This is a genomic window from Pseudomonas sp. MCal1 (assembly GCF_026341415.1).
GTDB lineage: Bacteria > Pseudomonadota > Gammaproteobacteria > Pseudomonadales > Pseudomonadaceae > Aquipseudomonas.
This window is the reverse complement of the sequence record NZ_JAKUMP010000016.1, coordinates 35160-53494: the sequence shown is the minus strand read 5'-3', so window position 1 is coordinate 53494 and position 18335 is coordinate 35160. Positions and strand designations below refer to the sequence as shown.

17 protein-coding genes are annotated in these 18335 nt (G+C 61.7%); 5 read left to right on the top strand and 12 right to left on the bottom strand.

The window, feature by feature from the left end; all coding sequences use genetic code 11:
* Positions 1–11 precede the first annotated feature (11 nt).
* Positions 12–482, top strand: coding sequence for an A24 family peptidase (locus MKZ87_RS24205; RefSeq protein ID WP_085703466.1), 471 nt, complete (start codon positions 12–14; stop codon positions 480–482).
* A 124-nt stretch (positions 483–606) separates the two neighbouring features.
* Positions 607–1383, top strand: a complete 777-nt coding sequence (locus MKZ87_RS24200) for a response regulator transcription factor (protein WP_323873476.1) — start codon at positions 607–609, stop codon at positions 1381–1383.
* Positions 1384–1897: 514 nt separating this feature from the next.
* Here MKZ87_RS24200 and MKZ87_RS24195 read toward each other — a convergent pair.
* From MKZ87_RS24195 to cpaB, 9 genes are all read right to left on the bottom strand, one after another.
* Positions 1898–2272 carry a DUF6124 family protein gene (locus tag MKZ87_RS24195; protein WP_266202067.1) on the bottom strand — a complete coding sequence of 125 codons (375 nt, stop codon included), beginning with the start codon at positions 2270–2272 and terminating at the stop codon, positions 1898–1900.
* 322 nt (positions 2273–2594) lie between these two features.
* Positions 2595–2867 (bottom strand): DUF3613 domain-containing protein, encoded by a 273-nt coding sequence (locus tag MKZ87_RS24190; protein ID WP_266202066.1) that lies wholly within the window; start codon positions 2865–2867, stop codon positions 2595–2597.
* An 11-nt stretch (positions 2868–2878) separates the two neighbouring features.
* Positions 2879–3568 carry a tetratricopeptide repeat protein gene (locus MKZ87_RS24185; RefSeq protein ID WP_227234344.1) on the bottom strand — a complete coding sequence of 230 codons (690 nt, stop codon included), beginning with the start codon at positions 3566–3568 and terminating at the stop codon, positions 2879–2881.
* A 10-nt stretch (positions 3569–3578) separates the two neighbouring features.
* On the bottom strand, positions 3579–4469 hold the full coding sequence (locus MKZ87_RS24180) for a type II secretion system F family protein (RefSeq protein WP_266202065.1): 891 nt from the start codon (positions 4467–4469) through the stop codon (positions 3579–3581).
* The gene (locus MKZ87_RS24175) at positions 4466–5347 is read right to left on the bottom strand and encodes a type II secretion system F family protein (RefSeq protein WP_085703471.1); all 882 of its coding nucleotides are present in this window, start codon (positions 5345–5347) and stop codon (positions 4466–4468) included. Before MKZ87_RS24175 ends, MKZ87_RS24180 begins: the two co-directional genes overlap by 4 nt.
* Positions 5348–5357: 10 nt before the next feature.
* Entirely contained in the window at positions 5358–6629 is a 1272-nt protein-coding gene (locus tag MKZ87_RS24170) for a CpaF family protein (RefSeq protein WP_085703472.1), read from the bottom strand.
* On the bottom strand, positions 6626–7816 hold the full coding sequence (locus MKZ87_RS24165; RefSeq protein WP_085703473.1) for a pilus assembly protein: 1191 nt from the start codon (positions 7814–7816) through the stop codon (positions 6626–6628). The genes MKZ87_RS24170 and MKZ87_RS24165 overlap by 4 nt, the downstream gene beginning before the upstream one ends.
* Positions 7813–9081, bottom strand: a complete 1269-nt coding sequence (locus MKZ87_RS24160; RefSeq protein WP_085703474.1) for a type II and III secretion system protein family protein — start codon at positions 9079–9081, stop codon at positions 7813–7815. The genes MKZ87_RS24165 and MKZ87_RS24160 overlap by 4 nt, the downstream gene beginning before the upstream one ends.
* A 21-nt stretch (positions 9082–9102) precedes the next feature.
* On the bottom strand, positions 9103–10041 hold the full coding sequence (gene cpaB / locus MKZ87_RS24155) for a Flp pilus assembly protein CpaB (protein ID WP_266202064.1): 939 nt from the start codon (positions 10039–10041) through the stop codon (positions 9103–9105).
* Between the two features lie 338 nt (positions 10042–10379).
* Between cpaB and MKZ87_RS24150 the strand changes: the two genes are divergently transcribed.
* The 3 genes from MKZ87_RS24150 (at position 10380) to MKZ87_RS24140 (ending at position 13805) form a co-directional block, all read left to right on the top strand.
* Complete coding sequence (locus MKZ87_RS24150) at positions 10380–10580, top strand: Flp family type IVb pilin (RefSeq protein WP_085703476.1); 201 nt, start codon at positions 10380–10382, stop codon at positions 10578–10580.
* 89 nt (positions 10581–10669) lie between these two features.
* Positions 10670–11077, top strand: a complete 408-nt coding sequence (locus MKZ87_RS24145) for a response regulator (protein WP_085703477.1) — start codon at positions 10670–10672, stop codon at positions 11075–11077.
* A 334-nt stretch (positions 11078–11411) separates the two neighbouring features.
* Positions 11412–13805 (top strand): autotransporter outer membrane beta-barrel domain-containing protein, encoded by a 2394-nt coding sequence (locus tag MKZ87_RS24140; protein WP_085703478.1) that lies wholly within the window; start codon positions 11412–11414, stop codon positions 13803–13805.
* Positions 13806–13822: 17 nt separating this feature from the next.
* On the opposite strand, the gene MKZ87_RS24135 is transcribed toward MKZ87_RS24140, so the two are convergent.
* The 3 genes from MKZ87_RS24135 to MKZ87_RS24125 form a co-directional block, all read right to left on the bottom strand.
* On the bottom strand, positions 13823–15493 hold the full coding sequence (locus MKZ87_RS24135; RefSeq protein ID WP_085700957.1) for a ShlB/FhaC/HecB family hemolysin secretion/activation protein: 1671 nt from the start codon (positions 15491–15493) through the stop codon (positions 13823–13825).
* Between the two features lie 133 nt (positions 15494–15626).
* Positions 15627–17174: a collagen-like triple helix repeat-containing protein gene (locus MKZ87_RS24130; protein ID WP_266202063.1), complete on the bottom strand. Its 1548-nt coding sequence runs from the start codon at positions 17172–17174 to the stop codon at positions 15627–15629.
* A 306-nt stretch (positions 17175–17480) separates the two neighbouring features.
* Positions 17481–18335, bottom strand: a complete 855-nt coding sequence (locus MKZ87_RS24125) for a MaoC family dehydratase (RefSeq protein ID WP_234206371.1) — start codon at positions 18333–18335, stop codon at positions 17481–17483.

Genomic DNA, 18335 nt, shown 5'->3' with positions numbered 1-18335 from the left:
ATTTTTACCGGATGCACAGCTTTGCCCTACTGATCTGGCTGTCACTCTGCGCTGTGCAGGATGCCCGCGAACGCCATATCGGCAACGTCCTGACCCTCGGCGTCGGCGCGCTGGCGCTGGTCTGGTTGCTGGTCACCGGCAGCACCTGGCTCGGTGCCGATGCGGCGCAGGGCGGCTGGGCAGTGTTGCTGGCGCTGGCGCTTACGCTGCCGGGTTATCTGTTGGGGCGAATGGGCGGCGGCGATGTGAAACTAATGACAGCCCTAGCCCTTGCGACAGACGGTCAGCACCTGCTCGGCGCGTTTATCGGCGCCGCACTTTGCAGTGCGATCTGGATGCTTCTGGTGCCAAAAGTCTGGCTGCTTGCAAGTCAAGAGGTTAGGGGCCGCCTTCGATATTTGAGCCCAGAACCGTCAAAAAAGCTGCCATTTGCGCCTTTCGTGCTGGTTGGAACAATCCTGACTTTCTGTTGGATCCATTAGTCGCCATTCGCCACTACTGCGATGTACATAGTCGGAAAGTGCGTCTACTTTCAAATAAGGGTTTGTACAGCCACTGGCTGGCAGTACAGGAATGGTCAGCTTTGGCCCGGGCATGGAGTGGCACGTGAACAAGCTTACGTCGGCGGTAAAGGTTCTTGTGGTCGATGATCAGGCGCTGATTGTTGAAGAACTTTGCGAGTTTCTCGAGAGCAGCGGTTATCGCTGCGTTCCTTGTGGGTCCAGTCAGGAGGCGATTGCGCGGTTCAGTGACGATCTGGCGATCGGCCTGGTGCTGTGCGACCTGCACATGCCGGACATGGACGGCATCGAGCTGGTGCAGGCGCTGCAGCGGTTGGCCGGTAAGAGTCGCGCGTTCGAAGCGATCATGCTCACCGGTCGCGCCGACAAGCAGGATGTGATCAAGGCGTTGCGCGCGGGGATTGCCGATTACTACCAGAAGCCGGTGGATCTGGATGAGTTGCTGGACGGCCTGCGGCGTCAGGAAGCAGTGCTGCAGGAGCGGCATAAAACGCTGCAACTGGGGCACCTGAATCAGAAGCTGCAGGATCTTTCTTCGTCGATCGATGATTTGTATCAGGATCTGGACAAGGCGCGGCGCGGGCCTGGGCCGGCAGCCCAGTCATTGCCTGAGGGTGACAGTGTGGAGATGCCGGCGATTTTCGAGCAGTTGTCGCCACGACAGCTCGATGTGGCCCGGCTGGTAGGCAAGGGGCAGACCAATTATCAGATTGCCTGTGAGTTGGGGATTACCGAGAACACGGTGAAGTTGTATGTGTCGCAGGTTTTGCGGTTGACGCATATGCATAATCGGACGCAGCTTGCATTGGCTTTGGCACCGGGGAGTTCTTTATCTGTTCGGCGGGGGGTTACGGCGCATTGACCTTGGCGGCCTTTGGGCCGGCCAGGCTTTGGGTTGGTTTGGGTGAATATCCGTTTTTGCGGGTGCCTCTGCTGGCGGTTTCGCCCTTACGGCGAGTCACTTTTGCAGACGCCCAAAAGTAACCAAAACGCTGGGCCCCTGCGTTCGGCACCTCGCCTGGGCTCGGTGTTCCTTCGTTCCGGGATTGATCCGGGGGCATCGCCTACGGTTTGCTTCGCTGCACCTCCTCTCGATGTGTTTGGCTTCGCCAAACGGTCGCTTCGCTCCCACCCCCGGATCAATCCCTCCACTCAGCCTTCCGATGGGGCCGGCAAGTCAAAAGCGGTACTCGAGCTAACGCTCATCGTGGTGAGTGGTGAGTGGTGAGATGTGGAGGGTGGAGGGCGAAAGGCGAACTGTTTTTGCTTGATCGTTCCCACGCTCCGCGTGGGAATGCAGCCCGGGACGCTCTGCGTCCCAATCGATCTGCCAGCGAATGCAGCCGGCGCTGGCAGGTCGGTTTTGTCGGAACGGCTTAGCAGGGGGTCGGGTAACGCTGTACTTCGACGTTATCCAGCACGCGGTTCACCGCCAGTTCGGCGAGCATGATGACTTGTTGTATCCCCAGGATCCGGTGCCGTTGCGGTGAGTCGACATAGGCTGCCACGTCACTGGCCATGACGCTGGCCGAGGCCAGGGATTCGCAGGCGTGGGCCAGCAGGCTTTCATCGTCCATGTCCGGTGAAATCTGGAACATTTCGCTCGGTTTACGGCCGGGGCATTTTTTCGGGAGGGGGTTCAGGTAGTGATCGAGGGCGCGCTCGGCGGCGTCGTGGAGTTTCTTTGAATCGGTAGATTCGTAGGGCGAGGTGTTGTCGGTTTCGGGTGGATTCGGCGTTGGTTTTTTCATGGTGAAGCTCCATTCGGAATATGGAGTTCGCCGCGCTCTGCGACCAAGCAGTCGGGTGGCGAACCGTACGCGGGTTGGTCGACCAGGGAATGGAAACCCGGCAGGGCCGGAGCCCTCCCACGCACAGTTCGCCATTAAGCATGCTGAAAAGTGCGCCATTCTAAACCCGGACGACCAAGCCCGTTCGCTGAATTTGCAGCGACCCCCAAAGCCTATCCACCCCGTTTCCGAGGGACAACCGACGCGAGGTGTCGGAAACATCCTCCAGAATCACGCCATCTGTAGGAACAAACACGTTTGGAAGTGTGTGCTTGCGCCCCGATTACCCTCCCGACCCACTGTCCACAGTTCCTCCCTGCTTCTGATCAAAAAATTCCGGAATCTCGTGTGTGTAGCTCTTCAACCAGCGTTGCATGCTCAGTTCGCGTTCGGTGGGGGTGCTGGTCTGGGGGCTGGCGGAGGCGGCTTTGTTGCGGCTTTGCAGGAGCAGCCAGCCTTCGGTTTCCTGTTGTTGCGCCGAGGAGGGGCCGGGGTCGATGGCGTGGGTGGTCAGAGGCAAGGCGAGGAGGGTGAGGCAGAGCGCGGTGGCTTTCATGGCGGGGCTCCTTATTTGAGCATCGCGGTGGTGGCTGCGGTGACGGGGCTTGGGGTCTTGAGTTTCTGGGCGCGGGCCTGGGCTTCGCTGAATTGTTCGGGGCTGAGGTTCAGGCGGCTGACGAGTTCAGCGGCCCGGGTCCAGTCGTCCTGGTAGAGCAGCAGCGTGACCAGGTTCAGGGCGGCCAGCGAGTCGCTTTGCTTGAGTTCCATGGCGGTGAGGAATTCGAAGCGAGCGTCTTCGATGCGCAGTTGGTTGAGGTACACCACGCCCAGGTCGTTGCGGATTTTTTCATCAGTGGGGGCCAGGCGCGCGGCGCGTTGCAGGTGGGCCTGGGCCTGGCCGTAGTCGGCGCGGGCGGCGGCGAGTTGGCCGAGGCCGTGTTCGGCTTCGGCGGCCAGGCAACTGCCGAGCAGGCCGCGATACAACGGCTCGGCTTCGTTGCGCCCCAGCAGGCGATAGACCTTGGCCTTGCGCAGGCGGACCTCGGCGAGGTTGTCCGGCAGGCTTTGCAGGTTGGCCAGGCTGGCATGCAGTTTGCCGTCTTTGGCCATGTCGTCGGCCAGGGTCATCGACAGTTGTTGTTCCTGGCTCAATGGGCCGCAACCGGCGTTTTGTGTCAGGGCGTTCCAGGACGCCTGGCCATTGCTGGCGCAGCCGCCGAGCATCAATAGGGTCAAACAGGCAATCATTGCTTTCATGGCGATTCCTTTATGAGCCCAGCGCCCGTGCCAGGGCACTGAAGCCCGGGCCGGCGAGGACGATCAACAGCGCCGGGAAGAGAAACATCATCATCACGACGGACATTTTGGCGGACATTTTCGAGATGTATTCCTGCAGCCTTGTCAGGCGCCGGTCATCGAGCAGTTGCTTGAGCGCCAGCAGCGATTTCATCGCGCCGCCGCCCTGTTGCAGCAGTTGCTGAAGGATCACGCAGGTGTCGGTGAATTCGTCCACCGCCAGCAGGCGCGTGGCCTTGTTCAGTTCTTCGCCCAGTTCCAGGCCCGAATCGACCCGGGCCAGCACCAGGCGCAATTCCTGGGTCAGCACCGGCAGCAGCGTCTGACCTTCGTGGCTGAGCACGCGCAACGCCTGCTCGACGGCCATGCCGGCTTCGAACAGGATGCGCAGCAAAGGGATGAAGGTGGAGATTTCCGTGGCCAGTTGTTTTTGCCGGCGGGTGGCGGCCATCGCCAGCAGGCGTTTGGGCAACAGGTAGCCGATGCCGAGGGCGAACATCGGGGCGATCCATGGCCTTTCGATATGAGGAAACAACACGCCTTGCAGCAATACCGCAATAGTCAGCAAGAGCAGCGGCGAGGCGATCTGGCAGGCGGCGAACAGCGAGCGCTGGCGGGCGCTGCGCCAGCCGAGGCGGTTGAGCAGGGTCTGGGTTTCGTTGTCGAGTTTGACCGCGCGCTGGCCGAGGGCACTGCCGCCGAGCACTTGCAGCAGGTTGTCGAAACGATTGTCGCGCAGCAGCGCACCTTCCAGCCGCCGCGTGACCTGACGGGCGCGACGACGGCGCTCAAGCAGGGCGCTGATCAGTAACAGTGCGGCGCCCAGCATTAACAGGGCGCTAATCATCAGGGGCATTGTCATAGGCTGCGCAACATCCGCCAGAGCAACAGGCTGCCTATCACCTGCAGGCCGAAGGCGCTGGCGAGCATCATCTGGCCGGAATGGTCGTTCCACATGGCGATCAGGTACTTGGGATTGGACAGCAGAAAGTACCCGGCCAGCCCCACCGGCAGCAGGCCGAGCACCCAGGCGGTGATGCGGGTTTCGCCGGTCATGGCGCGCAACTGGCGGGACGCCTGGTCGCGTTCGCGGATCATCCGGATCAGGTTTTCCAGCAGTTCGCTGGCGTTGCCGCCGTAGCGGTGATTGACCTTGAGGCCGACGGCGAACAGGCGCAGTTCGTCCTTTTCATACAGCTCGGCCACATCGCCCACAGCCTCCGGCAGGCTTACCCCCAATTGCACGTTGCGCTGCACCCGGCCCATGGCGTTTTTCAACGGGTCTTCGCTGGCGTCAATGGCGCCCAGTACCGCGTCGGCCAAAGTGCGTCCGGATTTCAGGCTGCGCACCGTGTGATCGAGCAGTTGCGGCAGTTGTTCGATCATTCGCCGCAGGCGTCGCTGATAGCGCCAGCTGACGTAGAGACGCAACGCCAGCAATGGCAATACCAGCAGCAACAGAAAGCCGATCCAGCCACCGATTGCCAGGCCGATTACGCTGCCGAAGGCCCACAGCAGCAACCACAATTCGAGGCGATCCGGGCGGCCAAGACCGGCGCGCAAAAAGGTTCGTTCCAGTCCGGCCCAGCGCGGTTTCTCAGCCAATAGCTGTGGTTGTCCCTGATTCAAGCGATCCAGCACCCGTTCCGTGCCACCCTGGCGCCAGCCGTTATAGAACAGGCGCAGCGACAGCCCGAGCAGCGCCAGACAGATGAGGATCAGCACCAGGGGTTTGAGCATGCCGTGATCCTCACTGTGGCAGCGCCGGTTCACGGCGCAATTTGTCACCGGCCGGGTTGACCGCTTCGCGCAGAAAACCGAAACCGGTGCGGCGGTCGAGACGGAACAGAGTGTTGGTGACGTAAACGTCGTCGCGTACCCCGACCACTTCCACCACTTCGCTGACGCAGCGGCGGCCGTCGGGCATGCGCGTCAGTTGAATGATCACGTCGAGTGCCGCGCAGATCATCTGGCGCAGGGTGCGTTCAGCAATGGTACGGCCGGTCAGGCCAACCAGGGTTTCCAGGCGCAGCAGCGCGTCCTGGGCATTGTTGGCGTGGACCGTGCTCATCGAACCGTCGTGGCCGGTGTTCATTGCAGTCAGCACGTCGACCACTTCGACCCCGCGAATCTCGCCGAGGATGATCCGGTCAGGACGCATCCGCAGGGCGTTGCGGATCAGGTCGCTGGCCTTCACTTCGCCGTGACCCTCGGCATTCGGCGGGCGGGTTTCCAGGCGCACCACGTGAGGATGGCCGAGTTGCAGTTCGGCGACATCTTCGATGGTTACCAGACGTTCATGGGGGTTGATCAGCTGGCTGAGGATGTTCAGCAGGGTGGTCTTGCCGGTGCCGGTGCCGCCGCTGATGAGGATGTTGCAGCGCTTGCCGACGGCCTCGGCGATGAAGTCGAAAATCGCCTGATCGATGGTCTGCATCGCCATCAGATCGGTGCTTTTGAGCATGTCCTTGCGGAATTTTCGGATCGACAGGCACGGGCCGTCGAGGGCGATCGGCGGGATGATCGCGTTGACCCGGCTGCCATCGGGCAGGCGCGCATCGACCATCGGCGACGACTCGTCGAGGCGCCGGCCTAGCGGGGCGAGGATGCGTTGCATCACCCGTTCGACGTGGTGCGCGTCGATGAAACGCAAGTCGCTCAAATGCAGCATGCCATCGCGTTCGATGAACACCCGGTGCGGGCCGTTGACCAGAATCTCGGTCACCGCGCTGTCGCGCAGCAGCACTTCCAGCGGGCCGAAGCCGGTCAGTTCATCGACGATTTCTTCAGCCAGACGCTCCATTTCATAGCGGGAAATCGCCAGGTGCAGGCGGGCGATGTACTCAGCGACCTTGTCGATGACGAACTGCGACAGCACTTGCCGCGAGCCTTCCAGCAGGTTTTTCCCCGATTCTTCGATGGCGTCGATGATGTAGCGATGCAGCACCAGCTTCAGGCCGTCGTGGTCGGTGTTGCCGGTGGCGTTGCGCTGTGGCCCGCCGAACAATTGCTCGCTGCTCATGAGCTGCCTCGCAAGCGATCGAACCAGGTGACTTTGGGTTTGGCCAGGCCTTCGGAGCGCTTGGCCAGCCGTTCGCCGAGGGTGCGCAGGCTCTGGCTGATGGCTTCGCGCGGTGCCAGTTCGAACAGGGTTACGCCCTGGTTTTTGGCGTTGAGGCGCAGTTCCGGGCTGTACGCGAGCACCGCAATGACTTCCAGGCCGAAGGTCCGGCCGAGGGTGTCGGAGTCCGGCGCGACATTGCGCAGATAGCGATCCACCAGCAGCCGGCCGTGGTCGAGCTTCATGCCTTTTTCGCGCCACAGATTGAGTATTGCGAGGTTGCGCCGGCAGTCGAGCACATTCTGGTCGGTGTACCACAGCAACTTGTCGCAATGGCTGACGAAGGTGCGCAGCGCTTCGCTGTCGGGCTGGCCGGTGAGGTTCACCACGATGTGCTGGAAGTGCTGGCGCAAGGCGCTGAGTAACATGTAAAGCTCGGCGGCGCTGGTGCGTTCCAGCGGTTCGTCGCCGGGGGCGTAGGCGAGGATGCGCAACCCGGCCTCGGCGCTGGTGAAGGCGCTGTCGATCAGGGTCGCGTCGAGGCGGCGCAAGTGGCGCAAGGCGTCGCCGAAATGAAAAGAACTCTCCAGCCCCAGCAGGGCGAGGCTGTCGCCGCGCGGCAGGCCGAGGTCGAGCAGCAAGGTCTGCTGACCGCTCTTCTGCACCACCAGCGCCATGTGATTGGCCAGCAGCGCACCGTCAGCGTTGCTCTGGACTCCGTACAGTACGGTCAAACCGCCGAGTTGGGCGTTCGGCGTTACCGCCGGCAGGCGTTTGCTCAGCCGTCGCACCAGACCGGCGACCTCGCTGGAACGCGACCCATAGGCCACGAAATCCCTTGCGCCGGCACGCATCGCATTGAGCACCAACTGATTGTCCATGCCGTCGCCGAGAGCGACGATCGCCAGCATCGGTTTGGCTTCGAGCACGCCTTCGATCAACGCACTCTGGGCCACCAGATGTTCACGGTCGAGGCCGACGAACACCAGGCTGGCGAAGGTCACGTCGACCAGCGCCAGCAGTTCGTCGAGACTGCCGCCTCCGGCGCTGACCACCTGGCCCAAGGGCGCCAGCGCGCCTTGCAGCCACTCGAGATCAGTGGTGTTGCGGGTGATGGCGAGGAACGTCTGGCTCAGGCTCTGGCTCATTGCGATAACCCGCTGCGTTTATCGAAGTTGCCGTTTTCCAGGAAGTACAGGCGATACCAGTTCGGATCGTAGTTGCGCAGTTTCTCGCCGGGCAACGACGGCAATGGCGCGTTGACGGCCAGCGGTTGCACCAGGTGCGGGGTGACGATCATCAGCAGTTCGCGTTCCTCGCGGTTGATTGACGAGTTGCGGAAAAACGCGCCAAGCACCGGGATGTCGCCCAGCCCCGGAAACTTGTTCACCTCCGAGGCATTGCGGGTGCTGATCAAGCCGCTGATGACGAAGCTTTCGCCGTCGGCCAGGGAGATGCTGGTGTCGGTACGTCGAATGGTGAACGCCGGTACTTTGGTACCGCCGATGGTCACGCCGTTGTTGTAGTCCAGCTCGCTGACTTCCGGGGCGACCTTGATGGCGATCCGGTCGTTGCTGACCACGGTCGGGGTCAGGGTCAGGCGGATGCCGAACTCCTTGTACTCGATGGAATAGCTGTTGCTGTTGGCGCTGGGTACCGGGATCGGAACCTCGCCACCGGCCAGGAAACTTGCACTCTGACCGCTCAGCGCAACCAGACTCGGCCGCGCCAGAGTGTAGGCAAAACCGCTGCCTTCCAGTGCGTTGACGATGCCGAGGAACTTGCTGCTGCCACCGCCCCAGACGATGTTGAACATGTCGTTGGCCAACGGGATGCTTGGCGAGGCAATACGAGGATCAATGTTCAGCAGCGGCACCACACCCGGCGTGACCCCGGTGTTCGGCACGGTGCCCGGCGCACCGAACAGAAAGTTGTTGGAGCCCTTGCCGTAGATCGACGTACCGGCCTCCTTGAGTTTGGTGCGGCTGACTTCGACGAAACGGATGTCGGTCTGCACCTGCGAGGGCAGGTTCGGTTCGCTGCTGGACGGCAGCGCCGCCGCGCTCATCGCCGCGCTGGCCTTGCCCTGCACGAACACCATGCTCTGACGCGGTGTGCTGGCGCAGGCCGTCCAGATCATCAACGTGGTGGCGCCGGGGCCGACGCCGGTGAGCAGCACGCCCTGATCGCCGGTCACGCGCACGTCGGCGATCTTCGGATCGCCCACTGCCACCCGGGTGATCGCCACCGGTGATTGCACGGCCTGTTGCAGGCCTTCGCCGATTTCCAGCACGGCCGGCAGCGGCGCGAGCGCGGCGCAATTGCCGGTGGCGGCGGCCGCGCTGCCGATCGAAGCCACGCTCAGCAAGATAAACCGCAGCCAGTGGAACAGGGGCGTAAAGCGTTTGCGCATGAATGTGCGTCCTTGCTCGATTCAGGGGTTGGGTTCGGCGGATTCGGTGCCGCGAATCACTTCCACGGCCGGCTTTCTGGGGGCCGTCTGACTGGCGATCGCCAGGGGTTTGGGTGGTGGCGTCAATGACAGTTGGCTGAAATCGATCAATTCGCGCCGAGGGCTGTCGAGGCCGGCGGCAACGTTGTTGTCGCCGGCCCAATAGCGGGCCAGTTGCTGCTCGTCGGCACTGCGCACGGCCAGCCGCAAGACGCCGGCGCTGGAGGCCAGCATCAGGCGGTTGAGCAACGGTTCAGGCACCGCGAGCACCACGCTGCGGGCGGCGGCGCGCAGTTGTTCCTGTTTGAGTTTTTCTTCTTCGCTGTGAGCTGGACTCGCGGGCTGGCCGCTGTTGGTCAGGCCCATCTGATTACCCACGCCCAGCACCCGCACGGCAGGCACCACCAGTTGGGCGGTCGGCTGCGGGTTGTTTTCATCCTTGCGCAAGAACAGCAGCACATCGACGTAATCCCCCGGCGCCAGTTGGCCGCCGGCATTGATCACTTCATCCACGGCCACTGCGAGTGCACGTTCGCCGGGACGGATCATCCGCGCCAGCGGGCTGCCGGCCTCAAAGCTTTCCTGGGTCAGCCAGGTTCCGGCGGACAGGGCACGCCATGGCGTGCGGCCGACCACCTGATCGACGCTGGCCAGGCTGCCGGCGGGGGCGGTGCGCAGTTTTTCCACGGCGACATCGGCGGCGGTGATGGTTACGAACGGAGCGATGTCGCGCACTAGCACCACCACCGGTTGGCGAGTCGGATCTTCCACCGGTACCGGGGTGGCGGCGGGGGTATCAGGGGCGGCAACCACGGGTTCGGAGGCCGGGGTCTGACGACTCAATGTGAGCCCCCAGTAACCGGCGATGATGGCACCTAGCAGCAAGATGCTGGCCAAGCCCAGGGTGACGCGACTGTTCATGACGGCTCTCCCTTTCCCGCTGCGCTATGTCTCTTGCAACAACCCGTGACTTTCGACGAGATAAATTCGCAAACAGGCAGCTATGAACCAGTAACTATTTCGCTATTTGACGGTAGCGCAGCCAAAACAAAACGCCATTACGCGGGCCGAAATATCTACCGAAAGTAGGGGTCTAAAGCGCCAAAAATGGTTTTTTGCCGTTATTCGGGCCGTTACTACTTTGGTGTTAATTCGTTCTTACAGTTGTAGGTCCGGGCATTGCCGACAATGCTGATGCTGGCACGGGGGAATCATGTTGCGAACGCCGCAACACCCCATGCCTTCAAGGAGAATCAGTCATGTCCTTTGCAAAAAAAGCGGTGCAGACAATCAAATCCCAGGTCGCCTTCTACAAAGGCTTGGCCAGGGACACCGAAGGGGCATCCGGTATCGAATATGCGATCATCGCCGGGATGGTGGCGGTGGCGCTGGCGGCATTCGTGACTCCCATTTCCGGTGCTATTACCACGATGTTCAACACCATTCAGGCTGCACTCTGAGAGAAGGTTGAAGATCCGTGGACGGCAACTTGCGAATGCGCCCAAGGGGTTCTAACGTCAGCGCTCAGTCCATCGCAAGGTAATGCCTTATGTCTTCCTCCCCGACTCCCCGCCAACAATTGCTTCTGGTCGATGACGAGGAGGACGCGTTGTTGGAGCTGGCGGAGTTGCTGGAGGGAGAGGGCTTTGTCTGTCATACCGCGACGTCGGTGAAGCTGGCCCTGCATCATCTGACCCGGCATCCGGACATTGCGCTGGTGATTACCGATCTGCGCATGCCGGAGGAAAGTGGCATGTCGTTGATCAAGCGGCTACGGGAACATACTTCGCGTCAGCATTTGCCGGTGATTGTGACTTCCGGACATGCGGACATGGAGGATGTGAGTGACATGCTGCGGTTGCAGGTGCTGGATTTGTTTCGCAAGCCGATTTATCACGTTCGGTTGCTTGAGACTTTGGATAATCTGTTTCCCAAACCTCGGGTGAATGTTTCCTGATTTTTTTGGTGGAGCGCCGCTGCACCTCCTCTCGATGTGTTTGGCTTCGCCAAACGGTCGCTGCGCTCCCACCCCCGGATGAATCCCTCTACTCAGCCTGCCGACGTCTCCCGAAGATCCAAAGCGTTACTCGAGCTAACGCTCATTATTTGATTTGAGGTGGTGGGAGTGCGTGTTTTTATTTGGCGTCAGTGGTTTGACTTTTGGGTGGTGTCGAAATGATGGCTCGTGTAAATTCCGCGCGCCCGGTCAGTTGCTGACGGGTCGGTAGGGAGGCCTGTTTCGAGTGTAGAGCCCTGCTGGAACAATTTTGTGTTTTGGAAGGGACTCTGGTTTGAACATTTCCTGCGTGCGCCGCTCGTTGCTGGCGCTGTCTGTTGCTGCCGCCTCTTTGCAGGCGTCTTCTGTCTTTGCTGCCAATCTGAATTACGACCTGAGTGGCGGGCCGTTGAGCAGTAATCTGCAAACCTGGAATCTGGTCGATTTGAGTGGCAACGGGACATTTGCGCCAGTTACGCCGTCGACGGTGACTTATGGCGTTCAGTTCATGGGGCTGACAGCGGATCAGTTGCGCAACAACGGCACGATCAGGATTGATGGAGCCAGTTCGGGCGTGGGCCTTATGCTGGGTTCCTCAGGTGTGACGCCCAGCAAGATTGCCTACAGCCTGATCAACAAGGGCTCGATCACGGTCAACGGTCTGGCCGGTTCGGGCAGTTCCAGTGGTATTGCCGATATCGGCAGCACGCTGGGCGGTTCGTTGATCAACGAAGGCCTTATTGAGGTCAGCGGGGCGCGGGCTGCCGGCGTGTCGCTGGTGCATACCACGCTGAACGGGGTATCCAACGATGGCACGATCAGTGTCAGTGGGACCGACGCGTTGGGGTTGTTTCTGGATGGTACGACGCTCAAGGGAGTACTGAACAACAACGGCACGATTCGCGTAACCGGGGCAAATGCCGAGGCTTTGACGCTGGAGGGTGTGAAATACAGTGCCTCGGCAGGAGCGGGTACTTTCGCGCTGTTCAACCAGGGTACGATTTCCGGTGAATCCATCGGCGTGCATGTCAGCGATCAGCCGGCCGGTGGCCTGCCGTTTGTGATCTATCAGCAGCAAGGTCTGATCGAGGGTGGTCAGGCGGCGATTCAGGTGGATGACGGAGTCAGCTACTTTCATTTCTATGGCGGCGAGGTCAAAGGTGATCTGCTCGGGTTGTCCGGCGTGATCATCGACGGTGACGCAATCTTCGACGGTTCGACCATCAAGTCCGGTTACGTGACCATCGAGGACGGGACGCTGACGCTGGTGAAACCGCACACCACGATCATCGGTGACTTCGACATGGAAGAGTCCGATTCGGTGCTGGAAATGTACCTGGGCAATGACACCAATCCGGCGTTGCCGGTGTTGAAAGTCACGGGCACTGCCGATATCGCGCCGGGTGCGACGTTGCGGCTGCTGGCGCGCTCCAGTGATTTCCGGGTTACGCCGGGTGGTACGAAATACACCCTGATCAGCTCGGGCAGTCTCGTCGGTGGCAATAACCTCAACGTGACGTCTTCGTCTGCGTTGCTGGATGTGAAGAGCTTCGGGGTCGTGGGCAACGACATTACGTCGGTGGTGACCAACAAATCCGATGAGGTGTTGGCGCAGAACACCCTTGTGGCGGGCGGCAGTCGCAATGCGGCAACGGCGGTGGGCCGTGTGTCGAGTCTGTTGTCGCGGCTCGATGAGCAGGATCCGGTGTTCCAGGCGTTCGCTAACGCCAGCACCGATGCACAACTGGCCAGGTTGTCCGAAACACTCAGTCCGGATGTTAGCCGTGGCGTGATTCACGCGGCCATCAACAGTCAGACGTTGGTGTCGGATGTCATCAATGAGCGCTCCAGTCGCGTCCGTACCGGAGGCGTTGGCGCGGGCAAAGGTGTCTGGCTGCAAGCCTTGAGCAGCGATGCCAGCCAGGATGAGCGTCACGGTGTCAGTGGTTATGACGCCGACAGTCACGGTATCGCGGTAGGTGCCGATGGTCAGTTTAATGCCGATACCGCAATCGGGCTGGCGTACAGCTACCTCGACACCAATGTGAAGTCTGATCGCGGCAGCAAGACTCAGGTCACCGTCCATGCGCTGACCTTTTACGGCAACTGGACCCATGAAAACTGGTTCGTCGATTCGTCGCTGATGTATGGCTGGAACGACAACGAGTCCCGCCGTTACATCGCCGGCACTCGGGCCAAGGGGGATTACGACAGCAACGTGTTCGGCGTCAGCGCGCTGGCTGGTTACACCGCGCACCTGATGACGGATGTGGTGCTTGAGCCGCAGGTCGGGGCGCGTTACGCCAACGTAGGCATGGACAGCTATCGCGAGAAGGGCAGTTCGGCCTCGTTGAATGTCGGCAGCCAACGCTACGAGGTCGGCGAAGTAGGTGTGGGGGCACGTCTGGCCGCCGCGTTCGATGTGGGCACCGGGAGCCTGGAACCTGAAGCGAAGTTGATGGCCTGGCATGACGCCATTGGCGATAAGACCGGTACCACGTCGTCGTTTGTGCTGGGGGGCGATTCGTTCACCAGCCGTGGTACCACACCCGTTCGCGACAGCTATGAGCTGCGCCTGGGTGCCAACTACCGGTTCGGCGCGTGGAGTGTTGGCGGGTCGTACAACTACGTGACCGCCAGCGGTTTTGACGCTGACGGGTTCACGGCAAAAGTCCGCTACGCCTTCTGATTCATCGGCCGGTCGAGCTACAACTGATAGCTGAAACTGATGCTGTAGCGCGGCCGGCGATTGAAGGTGTCCAGCGCTTCATCCGACATCGCCTTGGCCGCTTCCAGGGCAATGTTGTAGTACTTCGCATCGCCGAATCGCAGGCCGACCGCCGCCGATGACAGGTTGTTGGCCTGCACCGGCAATTCGTTGAACCAGCTGCGCGAGCGGTCGAGCACGAAGTACGGTTGCAGGATGCGCACCCAGTTGCCGTCGCGGTTGAAGCTGTAGTTGATCTCGTAAGCCACGCCCCAGCCCTTGTCGCCCGACGCCTGATCGTCGGGATAACCGCGGCCGAAATTCTGCCCGCCGAACACCGCACGTTCGCTGTCGGGCAGGGTGTCGCGGCTCCAGTACAACGCAGCCGACAGCACCCCTTGCCAATTGTCGAAGAACTTGTCGCTCTGCACCCCCGACAGACGCACCCGAAAGAAGTCGAGGTCGATGGCGTTGTTGTTGGTGTGTGCTCCCATGCTGTCGAAGCCCTGGTACACGCCACCACTGAGAATGCGCAGTTGTCGGGCATCGACCTTGCGCCAGTCGCTTTCGAAGGCGAGGGCGCGGATGTCGGTGCGTTCTTCGACGCTCAGGGGGTAGCCGATCACCTTGTAGCGGGTCTTGTCGTTGACGGCGTACAAGCGCGATCCGGCAGTCAGCAGTTCATCCGAAGCGGCAATCAGCGGCAGGGTGAAACCGAGCGAATAACGGTCGTTTTCACGGTGCGGCTTGAGCTCCAGTCCATTGCTCAACTGCACATTGGTGCCGGGATCGGCCCGGTAGCGCGAGGCCGAAAGGTTCAATTGCGCACCTTCGTCATTGATGAACTGGTTGTAGTCCAGCCGGTAGTAATGCTCGTGATCATCTCCCGGCGGAAACAACCCGCTGAGGCTCAGCTGTTCGCCCATCGACGTTTGTGAATTGCTGCTGACGCCGAGCAATGCCTGGGTGCCGTTGCGGTTGTCTTCGGTGGTGCTCAGGGTGCTGGTGAACGGTTTGCGGCTGGCCTGGGCCACCAGCGTCGTTGCGCCGTCGGTGGTGCCGGGTGGTGGCACCTGGGCCTGGATCGTCACGCCGGGAATGCGGGTCATCAGCGTGGTGTAGCGCTCGAACGTCTTGCGCGTCAGCGGGCGTTCGGCCTGGAGCTTGGCGGCCAGTCGCTCGAGCAGGGCTTTGACCCGTCCGACGTCGCCCGCGATCTGCACGTCGCGGACGTAGCCTTCCACCAGCACCACGCGCGCCACACCGTCATCGAAAGTCTGCTGTGGCAGGAAAGCGTAGGACAGCAGATAACCGTCCTGTTGATAACGACGGGTGATGTTGCGAGTGGCCTCGATCAGGTCGGCGAGACTGCTCTGGCGGCCGATCAGGGGTTTGTAGATTTCGGCCAGTTCGTTCAGCGGATAAAGCGTGCCGCCTTCGATCTGCACGGTCCTGAGGTTGATCCTGGTACTCATCAGCAACGGCTGGGCGGCCGTGGCGCCGGGCTCCGGCACTTGCAGCGGCGCGGCGTTCGGCCGGTAGGCGTCGGCGGGCAGGTTCGGCACCGGCAGATTGCGTATGGTTTCGTTGCTGTTGAGAAAGCTGGGCAGGGTATCGGCGAGGGCTGTGGAACTGAGACTGACAAACAGCAGGGATGCCATAACGCGCATAGGACACTCCATGTTCAACCCCCAGCACCGGGCGGGTTTCTCCTAAGAAAAAAGCGGAAGACTCGTGGGAATCTTCCGCCCTCAACCAAGCGTAGGCGCTGTAGGTTCGGCCGTCGAATCGGCCAGGTGCAAATCAGCGTTTGTTGCCGCCCAGGGCACCGGTCAGGCCGCCGAGGACGCCACCCAGTCCGCCGCCGGTTCCGGTGGTGGTACCGCCGTTGACCAGCCCGCCCACCGCAGTGACGGTGTTGCCCACTGTGGTGACGGTGTTGCCGACCGCCGCCACTACCGGGTTGCTGTTGGTGCCGGCAATCGTGTTGCCGAGGTTGCCGACGGCACCTCCGACCTGGCCGGTGAGGCCGGCGACCGGGGTACCCAGCCCGGTGGCGGCGCCGACATTCTGGGTCAGGCTGGTGACCGCCGTGGTGACCGGAGCAAGTCCGGCACCCACGTTGTTGCCCAGAGTGGCCAGGGGAGTGGTCGGGCTGGTGATCGGCGTGCCCGAACCGCCGAGCACAGTGTTGAGCGAGGCCACGGTATTACCCGCCGCCGCCAGTACACCACCCGGTGCGGCGAGGCTGCCGTTGCCGCTGCTCAACCCGGCGCCGACATTCACGACCGCGCCACCAACGGTTTGCAGCAAGCCATTGTTGACCAGACCGCCACCGACGCCGGTTCCCGAACCGGTCCCGTTGTCCACCAGTCCGCCAGCCTTGCCGACAGCGGTGCCGACGTTGCTCAAGGCCCCGCCGACCGTGTTGGTCAGTGCATTGCCGTTGCCGGCGCCAGTGACTTTGTCGCCCACGCCATCGACCGTGGTGCCGACTTTCTGCAGCAGGCCGTTCACGGGAGCACCCAGCCCCGTGGCACTGCCGAGTTTGTCCGTGGTGCTTTCGACCATGGCGATCACCGGCACCAGTTTGCTGCCGACCTCTTTGGTCACCGAGCCGAGTGGGCCGGTGGTGGTAGCGGTGCTGAGGGTGTCGCCGAGCATGGTGACTTTTTCGCCGACGCCATTGAGCACCGGTGCCACACGGGTGACGACGCCGCCGACCACCGGAACGCTGCCCGTGGCCGTCGCCAGTTTGCCGCTCAGGTCGGACACGCCGTTGCCCACATCCTGCACCACGCCGCCGACTGCCGAAGCGGTGACGCCCAGGCCATTGTCGGTGGTCGCCAGTTTGCCGATGCCGTTGGCTACGCCGTCACCCAGCGTGGTCACTACGTTGCCGGCAGTCCGGGCCGCGCTTTGCACCACGCCGCCAACCACCGGCACGCCGCTCAGGGAATCACCGACCTGACCGACACCATCACCCACTCCGCTGACGGTATTGCCGACGTCCTGCACCAGCGTGGTGGTGACCAAAGGCGTCGGTGTACTCGGATTGGTGGGGTCGGTTGGATTGGTCGGATTGGTCGGATTGGTAGGATTGGTAGGATCGGTCGGCGTCGTCGTGCCGCCAGTTCCGCCGGTACCGCCCGTGCCCGCCGTGCCTCCAGAGCCTGCGGTACCGCCCGTGCCGCCGGTGCCCGCCGTCGAACTGTCGGGGGACGAACTGCCGGAGCTGCTGTGATGACCGCCGCCGCCACTGCTGCAACCGGCCAGACCGAGGGAGAGAATGAGGGCGAGTGCTGTTGCCGATTTGCACCAAGACGCTTGAACTTTCATCTGAGTTTTCATGAGCGTTATTCCTTGCACCTGTCACAACGTTCGTTGTCTTCGACGGCTTGCCGGTTCTGTTGCCGGCAATGCCTTCGTCCGTTGTGCTCATATCAGTCGCAAGGCTGGATCGACGCCATTCTCCAGTTGGTATTAACGCCTTTATGCAGGCGGCCGCGAATGCCGCCTAACGACTAATACCGAGGATATAGGCGCGCAAAAAAAAGCCTTGAAAATCAAGGCTGGAAATTCGGCGACGTCGCGTGTGCGGCGCGGGAAAACTTAAGTGATATATACACAATTAATCAGGTTTTCCCGCCCTCGATGTCAGGCAACCGGCTGCCAATTGCCCACCATGTGCTCCAGATCCGTGGCGCCGATCAGACGCAACTCACCGCTGGAACCGGCAGCGCTGGCGAACAGGCTCACCTCGCTCGGCAGGCGCACCGGTTTGCGAAAGTGCACGGTGACTTCAAGGTTGGCCTTGGGCAGATGATCCGCCAGCGCTGCCAGGGTGCGGGCCTTGTTCCACAAACCGTGAGCGATGGCTGTCGGGAACCCGAACAGTTTGGCGCTGGCGGCACTCAGGTGAATCGGGTTGTAGTCGCCGGATACTTTCGCATACTGCCGGCCGATGTCCGCCGGCGCCTTCCACTGCGCCACTTGAGCGAGGGGCAGTGCCGGCTCCCAGCTTTTCTCCACCGGTTCGCCTTCCAGCTTCACGCCGCGACAGAGCATCCGGCTTTCGGCTTCCCACAACGGGCCGAGTTGATCGTCCAGGGTGGTCAGCAGATCGAAGGTCGCGCCTTTGGGATGCGGTTGCAGGTTATGCCCCCGGACACTGACTTGCGCGCGACTGATCCCGCCCATTGGCCGCAATACGCGGATGCGGTTGCTCAGATGAATCAGCCCCAGCAAAGGGAACGGAAACTCTTTGGCCGTCAGCAGTTGCATCTGCAAGGCGAACGCCAGGATATGCGGATAGGTCGGCGGCAGCAGGCCGTCATCGGCGAACCCGCAGACTTTGCGATAGGCTGCCAGACGTTTGCCATCCACCTCGACGGCGCAACGCAAACCTTTGTCAGGCAGGGTGGTGCCGGTGATTTTGCGTCGGGTCGCCGCCCGGGCGTACAGCCCCGGCAGGCTCGGTTCGTGGTGCAGCGTTTGCCATTCGATGGTCAT

Excerpts from the sequence above, each read along its gene's own strand:
- MKZ87_RS24205 (WP_085703466.1), top strand. The coding sequence starts at position 12 with ATGCACAGCTTTGCCCTACTGATCTGGCTGTCACTCTGCGCTGTGCAG.
- MKZ87_RS24195 (WP_266202067.1), bottom strand. The coding sequence starts at position 2,272 with ATGAAAAAACCAACGCCGAATCCACCCGAAACCGACAACACCTCGCCC.
- MKZ87_RS24190 (WP_266202066.1), bottom strand. The coding sequence starts at position 2,867 with ATGAAAGCCACCGCGCTCTGCCTCACCCTCCTCGCCTTGCCTCTGACC.
- MKZ87_RS24185 (WP_227234344.1), bottom strand. The coding sequence starts at position 3,568 with ATGAAAGCAATGATTGCCTGTTTGACCCTATTGATGCTCGGCGGCTGC.
- MKZ87_RS24180 (WP_266202065.1), bottom strand. The coding sequence starts at position 4,469 with ATGACAATGCCCCTGATGATTAGCGCCCTGTTAATGCTGGGCGCCGCA.
- MKZ87_RS24175 (WP_085703471.1), bottom strand. The coding sequence starts at position 5,347 with ATGCTCAAACCCCTGGTGCTGATCCTCATCTGTCTGGCGCTGCTCGGG.
- MKZ87_RS24170 (WP_085703472.1), bottom strand. The coding sequence starts at position 6,629 with ATGAGCAGCGAGCAATTGTTCGGCGGGCCACAGCGCAACGCCACCGGC.
- MKZ87_RS24165 (WP_085703473.1), bottom strand. The coding sequence starts at position 7,816 with ATGAGCCAGAGCCTGAGCCAGACGTTCCTCGCCATCACCCGCAACACC.
- MKZ87_RS24160 (WP_085703474.1), bottom strand. The coding sequence starts at position 9,081 with ATGCGCAAACGCTTTACGCCCCTGTTCCACTGGCTGCGGTTTATCTTG.
- cpaB (WP_266202064.1), bottom strand. The coding sequence starts at position 10,041 with ATGAACAGTCGCGTCACCCTGGGCTTGGCCAGCATCTTGCTGCTAGGT.
- MKZ87_RS24150 (WP_085703476.1), top strand. The coding sequence starts at position 10,380 with ATGTCCTTTGCAAAAAAAGCGGTGCAGACAATCAAATCCCAGGTCGCC.
- MKZ87_RS24145 (WP_085703477.1), top strand. The coding sequence starts at position 10,670 with ATGTCTTCCTCCCCGACTCCCCGCCAACAATTGCTTCTGGTCGATGAC.
- MKZ87_RS24135 (WP_085700957.1), bottom strand. The coding sequence starts at position 15,493 with ATGCGCGTTATGGCATCCCTGCTGTTTGTCAGTCTCAGTTCCACAGCC.
- MKZ87_RS24130 (WP_266202063.1), bottom strand. The coding sequence starts at position 17,174 with ATGAAAACTCAGATGAAAGTTCAAGCGTCTTGGTGCAAATCGGCAACA.
- MKZ87_RS24125 (WP_234206371.1), bottom strand. The coding sequence starts at position 18,335 with ATGACCATCGAATGGCAAACGCTGCACCACGAACCGAGCCTGCCGGGG.